The following is a 6,928-nucleotide window of genomic DNA, read 5'->3' as shown; positions in this document are numbered from 1 at the left end:
CCCGGTGCAGACGGCGGATCTCTGCCCAGTCATCCACTGTGATCACATCCCTTTCTGTCACCTGTGGTGACCAAGGGGGTCAGTTTTCACACGTTGTCTGGGGGTCAGTATTCAAGGCTCGTCGACAGCAGCCAGCGGAAGGTCTGACTGAGCCTCCTCCTGTTCGGCAGCTTCGGGCTTCCCCATCCCGTAGATCCTGAAATTCTGTGCGCGCACCTCTGCGAGATACACACATCCTCCCGCCCTGAGAACCCACTCACCGTGGGACGACAATCGTCACATGCTCACCATGGTTACCAGCGAATGGTAAGTCTGGATCGTTCCCATCGTGGGAGAAATTAGGAAACAAGTTCAGCTTCGGTCGTAGCTGCATGAGGTGGGGTTGTAGCAGGACAGTCACAAATTGGATTTATGGGCAGTCCTACTAGGACTTCAGGCTTGTATGACAATGACGCTCCACTGACCACATGCTGCGAATCGGGTGCTGATACCGGGTGGTTGCGGCAGGGGCACCACTCTCCGCGATGGTGAGCCTGTACTTAGGTTCCGCCAGCGTCTTCTCTCCATCGCCCTCGGATCGTCTCGCCGCTCGCGGTGCTGCGTTGTGAATCCAGGGACTGCCTGTCTTCCTGACCACCGCACCTGAATCGTGGCTGCCCTGAAGCTGTCCAAGTCTTGTTGCGTCGCGTTGTCCTAACTCCGGACTCTATGTCGATATTTACAGAGGTGACAGGAGCAGGTTGGCTCCTGCCCGGTGCGGTAGTCGTGACCAGCGGATATCGCTTGACGGGTGCCATGAAGGTGGGCGTCGATACGGCCGTCCGGCCTCGCACTACGCCCCGCTGGGGCGTCCTGTGGGTGGCGGGCGATGGACAGAGGCGACAGCTCGACGAGGAAGGCCGGCCACGACGATGAACGGCACGATCTACAAGACCTGTTCCTGCCGGGAGGAGGCGAGCGGGAAGAAGCTCGGCAAGAGCTGCCCGCAGCTACGCCGCGCTGGGGGCAAGGGGGAGCGGTGGAGTACCACGCACGGCACGTGGGCCTACCAGTTGGAGCTTCCCCCGCACGCGGACGGGCGGCGGCGCAATCCTCTGCGCCGCCAGGGCTTCGCCATGCTGGAGGAGGTGGAAGCGGAGTTGGAGCACGCCAGTGCGCTGCTGGCGCTGGATGAGGACCCGCAGGTCCGGCGGAAGATCACCGATCTGATGCTGGCCGTCCTCAAAGACACCAAAGCACTCCCGCCGGTGGAAGAGGTGCGGCGCAAGGTCCGTACCCACCAGGATCTGAACCCCACCATGACGGTCGCGGAATGGATGACCGAGTTCCTGCGGCGCAAGCGGAAGATTGACCAAACCACGCGCCGCTCGTATGAGGCGCACATCCGGCTCTACTTCACCCCGTACCTGGGTGACATCCGGCTGGACCGGCTGCGGGTCTCCGACATCGCGGGCATGTTCGACGCGATCGAGGAGTTTAACGACGTCATCGCCACCGCCCGCGCCAGCGGCGATCCCGACGAGCGGGCCAAGGTGCGGTACCGGCGGCCGGTCGGGCCGAGCACCATGCACCGTATCCGCGCGACCCTGCGGCACGCGCTGAACATCGCGATCAAGCAGGACCGGCTGATCGACTTCAACCCGGCAGCGGTGGTCGAACTGCCGGATGCGGACAAGCCGAAGGCGCTGGTGTGGACCGACGAGCGGGTCGCCGCCTGGAACCAGGATCTGCATCACCGACTGGCCGCCGAACAGCAGCGACGCGGCGGCCGGGTCAACCCGATCAACGTCTACATCTCCACCCCGCGACCCTCACCCGTCATGGTCTGGACCCCGGTGCACACGTCGACCTTCCTCGCCCAGGCTGCAGGCCATCGGCTGGCGGTGTTGTACCGGCTGATCGCGTTGCGCGGGCTGCGCCGGGGCGAGGCGGTCGGGCTGCGGTGGAAGGACATCGACCTGAACGCCGGGACGGCCGGGGTGCACTGGCAGATCACCCAACTGGGCTGGGAAACCATCCAAGGCAAGCCCAAGACCGAGGCGAGCGATCGGACTATCGCCCTGGACGCCGACACTGTCACCGCTCTGCGCGGTCACCGTAAGGCGCAGGCCGCCGAGCGCCTGGCCGCAGGGCAGGGGTGGGAAGACAGCGGCTTCGTCTTCACTGACGAGTTTGGTCGTCCGCTGCATCCGCAGCACGTCAGCGACCAGTCCTATCTGCTGTCTTACGAGGCGGGTCTACCACCGGTGCGGCTGCCACGACCTCCGGCATGGGGCTGCGTCCCTGATGTTGGCTGCCGGGGTCGATCTGAAGGTCGTGCAGGAGACCCTCGGTCATGTCTCCTCCGCCTTCACCCGCGACACCTACACCAGCGTTTACCCCGAAGTGGCCCGCGCCGCCGCCGAATCCACCGCCGCACTCGTCAACACCGCCGCCAGCGGAGGCCAGACCGCCCGGCTGATCACCCTGCCGACCCGTACCTGAGACACCACCACCTGAACCACCGAGCCCAGGCAGGCCCGCCGACCCTTCGGCGGGCCTGCCTTGTGTGCTCAGCGGCTGTCGCACGGGTGACGCAAGGTTGGTCGAGCCTGAACCTGTGCGATGTACGGGCGAGCGGCTCGCTGCGAGAAGCAGCGGATCTTTAATCTGCTGGTCAGAAAAGCCTGGTAAGCAAGGCGAGCCGGCTTGGGCAAGGCTTGATCTCGCCTGAGGCCACCGTTGTCCGGCGAGGCCGTGCATGCCTTCTGGCTTGATCTTCTGATGGTCGTCATTGGGGTCTGAACTGACGATGGCGGTCTAATGATCTACCGTCGTACCGGGTCCGTACACAAGAGCAACCGCCGAGCAACCAACCATGATCAACAATGAGACCCGAGGCTGGCGGAATCCGAGAAACCCCAGGTCGAACGCGGTATTGGAGAGTAGGGCGGGTGGGACTTGAACCCACGACCCACGGATTATGAGTCGGTTCCCTCGGTGTCGCTCAGTGTCGCGGAGTGACATTTTCTATGGCTGTGGACGGATTTCTCCCCGCCGTCGTGTCGGGTAGTGGTGATGGATGTCGTGCTGTATCGCGTACACGCGAGCAATCACCGAGCAACCATGGGTTCTTGACCATCACCATTTTGTGCCGTTTCTCCCCTTGCCGGCACGGCTGTGTGCCGTGATAAGGCCTCGATCCTCACGGCAGCCGAGCCCGGATGAGCAACCACCGAGCGGTCATGAGTAGGCGCGCCTGGGGTACCCGATCGCAGCGTCCACGGTATGGGATCCTGCACGCCGCCGGCATCAAGCCCGTACCCCGCCGGGCCGGGCCGACCTGGCGGCAGTTCCTGACCACCCAAGCCCACGCGATCATCGCGTGTGACTTCCTGGTGGTCGAGACGGTGCTGCTCAAGCGGTTGTATGTGCTGGTCTTCATCGAGCACGGCACCCGGAAACTGCACCTGGCCGGAGTGAGCGCACGCCCGACCGGGGCATGGACGGTGCAGCTGGCCCGCAACCTTGTCTTGGATCTGGGTGACCGCATCGCTGGGCTGCGATTCCTGATCCACGACCGGGGCCCGCTCTTCGCCTCCGCCTTTCGCGAGGTCTTCCAAGCCGAAGGGTTGCGGGACATCACTACGCTGCCGCGGACGCCGAGGATGAATGCCATCTGCGAGAGGGTCATCAGTACCCTGCGCCGCGAACTCCTGGACCGGATCCTGATCCTCGATGAACGCCATCTGACCCGTGTCCTGCAGGGGTATCTGATCCACTACAACGCGCACCGGCCGCACCAGTCCCGGTGCCAACGGCCTCCGGACATCGCAACGCAGCCCTCCCGTGACATGACCGAACTCGACGATCTGCGATCCATCCGCCGAAAACCTGTAGTTGCAGGCATGATCAACTAATACCACTACGCCGCATAACCGCAGCTCAGTCCACGTAACCCAATATTCGAACGGCACGCGCCCTGGCATCCGTCAGCTGCTTTTGCTTCGTCAAACTTCGATGTCATCGAGGTCGGGCACCACAGCGATATCTTCAGGGTCAAATAGTTGCAGGCTCTCGGTGCCGTTGTCCTCCTTGAGGTCATTCTGTACAGGCTTTCCTGTTGCGACTTCAATGAGGGTGACGAGCTTCTGCAGACGCTTGTTGAAGAATGTATCAAAATCGTCTGCTCGCAGCTCCGCGGCTTCTGCCGCATGGGTGCCAACAAGTGTGTTGAGCTGCATAGAGCTAATGTCCGCCTTTTTCTCGATCTTCGGCAGATATGCGGATGGTGCCACGCCTCCGATTGCACGGTTCGTTTCGGCGGAAAGAGGTGTTTTGTTGACGATGCTCTCTCGCCGGCTCGGGTCGATGTCGTGGTCGAGGCACCACTTGGCTGGGAAGATGTGGTGAATGTCGACGGCCAGGTCTACATACTGGATCTTGTCGAGAGCCTTGTCGTACATCCAGTCCTTAGCCCCGTGGGCAAGGACAAGGGCGTAGATTCCCTTGTACGCGGCTGCGTTACGAGTCCGTAGCGATAGGAGTCGGGACGCGGCGAAGGTGCAGTCCGCGACGGTCCGAGGCACCGCCGCCTCGGTGCTACTGCGTGCCCAGACGGGGACCTGTTCTATGTCACGCGCAAATCGAGTCTCAATGGTCGAGCCGTACAGCTCACCGATAATGCCGCACCAGAACCACTGAGCCAGCTTGGCGCGCACGCCGTGCAGGTCGGCGTGGTTTCCAAGGACAACCTTGACTGCGGCGAGCGGCACGAGCTGCTTGGGGTAAGGGAGGAACTTCACGTCGAAGATATGATGATCGGCCAGGAAGGTCGCCGTCCACGCGAAGGCATCGCGGACCGGCTGAACCCACTCCAGATAGTCGTCCAACGCGAGTTTGAGCAGATCCTCCTTGCGGGCGGACACCGCAGGCGGCCGGCCAGAGGTATCCTCCTTGGCCCGTTTGAGAGTTGCGAGCAGACTCACGGCTTGGAGGAAGTCGGTGTTCTCGACGGCTGCCAGCACGGGGTGTGCGGCGAATCCCTTCTGGGTCACCTGCCAGTCATCATTGAGTCGGAAGTCGGTGCCGTGGGTGTCGAAGTACTTCTTGTCGCCGGCGAAGGTGGCAGTGAGGAGCTCGAAGACGTTAAGGGGTAGGCCACCCGTGTTGACCTTCTCAAACACCGTGGCGACGGCCGCCTTGCTGGTCGTCTTGTCCAGCTCAATGGCGGGGATGTTGTAGGTCGAGCAGGGCTGGATGACTTCGGCGTGGAACTTGCTGGCCTGCTCCTTATTTTCGCAGGCGAAGAGCCATGTCACGGTGTCCGCTCCGCCGAAAAGAAGGCGGACGGGGAAGTAGCCGTTCGTGCGCTCAAGTTCTGGCGTGGATAGGTCGAGTTCGACGTCCTTGCCGAAGTTGCTGCGAAGGATGCCGTCGCCTGGCATCGACAGGATCGCCTCTTCGATCCGATCTTCACCGAGCAACGCGGTGGCCATATGCACGTAGTATCGCCGATCCATGAGCTTACCCCGGCTGTCCTTGGTGTGGACAACGCCACTGCCGGTGAGAGCTTGAGTGAGCGAAGTGAGCCGCTGCTGGCCGTCGAGGAGCAGCAGCTCGGGTTCGGTATCCGCTGGAAGGGCCACTCCTTCGACCGGGCGCGGCTTGAACCGAATCTGATCATTGCCTGTCTTCAGCATCATCACCACACCGAGCGGATGGCCGCGCAGGATCGTCACGAGGAGCTGGCGGATGCGCTCATCTTCCCATTTGTAGCCGCGCTGGAAGTCGGGGAGTTGGATGCGACCGCTAGCGGTCCACTTCAGGTATTCGGCCAACTCATATAGAGGAGTCTGGAAGCCCATAAGTACTTATCCTCGCCGGTGTTGAAGGATGACTTCCATGGTAATGGGAAGGTAACGGACTGTCAGGCCTTCTGGCCTCTGCGGGTACGCGGTGCTCAGCTATGGATGCCGGAGGTTGTTCACCGAGGCAGAAGTTCCTGCGAGTATGCGGCCTCCTCTATTGGCCGGCGACACCGACTCCCCGCACTGCCGCGCCTGGGCTGGGCGGCGATGGCCCGTTTAGTCGCTGGCGGGAATCTGGGAGAGGGCCTCGGCGTCGGCGGTGCTGATCCCTGCGTACGTCACTTGGGGCTCCTTGTCTGCGCGCTTGCAGTATCGGCCATAGGTTCTCCTGCATGACCATCGACTGGAGCGACCCTGCGTGGGTTGCAATCGTCGTCGCCGTTGTAGCCGGCATCGTGTCCGTTGGTGCGCTGCTGGTCTCATGGCGAGGGCTGAAGTGGCAGAAGAAGGCGGCCTTAGCCGCTGATCGGTCGGCGAACGAAGCCGAGAAGGCGACCTCGATTCTGGCGTTGGAAGCTGAGCACCGAACCTCCAGCACGGCGTCGGCTGCGAGCGTCACGTGGACGCTGGAGCGGAGCAAAGATCGGTACACGCTCCGCAACACGGGGGCTGGCGTCGCCACGGGGGTGAAGGTTGACGGCCGCGGGGTTGCCGAAGTCGGAATCCAGGTTCCGCACGATGCCGCGGTACGTCCCGGCGGGTCGGTGAGTTTCATGATGGCGGGAAGCATGGCTCACGCTGTTCCAGACGAGATCGAGGTGACGTGGGACGGTCACCCGGACCCCGTCGTCGTGCCTGTGCCGCGGCGCCGTTGACGGCATTTCACCCTGCCACGTCGGCATACAGCTCGGGCAGGTCGTGGAGGTAGCGATCGAGGGCGGCTTGGCAGCGCGCACAGGTTGAGCCTGTCAGCGGCGTGCAGGGGCCGAACGGGGTCGTGGCGGTGGTGGTTTGGCAGAGGGCGGGGTCGATGCGGTGGCGGGAATCTAACCTGCCATCTCTGAGCGCTGTAACAGGGGCGCGGATATGCTGTAAATAGCTACAGCACATCGGAGAGAGGAACAGGCATGGCACCCTAC

Annotated in this window: 4 protein-coding genes and 1 pseudogene; 4 read left to right on the top strand and 1 reads right to left on the bottom strand. The window is 62.8% G+C overall.

Annotation, left to right across the window (positions count from 1 at the left end):
* Nucleotides 1-911: 911 nt before the first annotated feature.
* The 3 genes and pseudogenes from ITP53_RS61620 to ITP53_RS52925 all read left to right on the top strand — a co-directional run.
* Nucleotides 912-1,436, top strand: a pseudogene (locus ITP53_RS61620) (tyrosine-type recombinase/integrase); the annotation flags it as partial.
* An 850-nt stretch (nucleotides 1,437-2,286) separates the two neighbouring features.
* Nucleotides 2,287-2,484, top strand: coding sequence for a hypothetical protein (locus ITP53_RS61615; protein WP_407941416.1), 198 nt, complete (start codon nucleotides 2,287-2,289; stop codon nucleotides 2,482-2,484).
* A 740-nt stretch (nucleotides 2,485-3,224) separates the two neighbouring features.
* The gene (locus ITP53_RS52925; protein ID WP_207757681.1) at nucleotides 3,225-3,899 is read left to right on the top strand and encodes an integrase core domain-containing protein; all 675 of its coding nucleotides are present in this window, start codon (nucleotides 3,225-3,227) and stop codon (nucleotides 3,897-3,899) included.
* A 90-nt stretch (nucleotides 3,900-3,989) separates the two neighbouring features.
* Here the strand turns inward: ITP53_RS52925 and ITP53_RS52920 are convergent, their stop codons facing one another.
* Nucleotides 3,990-5,846: a DUF262 domain-containing protein gene (locus ITP53_RS52920; RefSeq protein WP_195903062.1), complete on the bottom strand. Its 1,857-nt coding sequence runs from the start codon at nucleotides 5,844-5,846 to the stop codon at nucleotides 3,990-3,992.
* Nucleotides 5,847-6,181: 335 nt separating this feature from the next.
* Here ITP53_RS52920 and ITP53_RS52915 point away from each other — a divergent pair, with 335 nt between their 5' ends.
* Complete coding sequence (locus tag ITP53_RS52915) at nucleotides 6,182-6,664, top strand: hypothetical protein (protein ID WP_195903061.1); 483 nt, start codon at nucleotides 6,182-6,184, stop codon at nucleotides 6,662-6,664.
* The last annotated feature ends 264 nt before the right edge of the window (nucleotides 6,665-6,928 follow it).

The sequence above is a fragment of the Nonomuraea cypriaca genome (assembly GCF_015645445.1).
In the GTDB taxonomy this organism is placed as follows: Bacteria; Actinomycetota; Actinomycetes; order Streptosporangiales; family Streptosporangiaceae; genus Nonomuraea; species Nonomuraea cypriaca.
This window is presented reverse-complemented; position numbering and strand designations above follow the sequence as displayed.

Bases quoted from the DNA above. Each gene is read 5' to 3' on its own strand.
- ITP53_RS52925 (WP_207757681.1), top strand. From the start codon at position 3,225: ATGAGTAGGCGCGCCTGGGGTACCCGATCGCAGCGTCCACGGTATGGG.
- ITP53_RS52920 (WP_195903062.1), bottom strand. From the start codon at position 5,846: ATGGGCTTCCAGACTCCTCTATATGAGTTGGCCGAATACCTGAAGTGG.
- ITP53_RS52915 (WP_195903061.1), top strand. From the start codon at position 6,182: ATGACCATCGACTGGAGCGACCCTGCGTGGGTTGCAATCGTCGTCGCC.
- ITP53_RS61615 (WP_407941416.1), top strand. From the start codon at position 2,287: ATGTTGGCTGCCGGGGTCGATCTGAAGGTCGTGCAGGAGACCCTCGGT.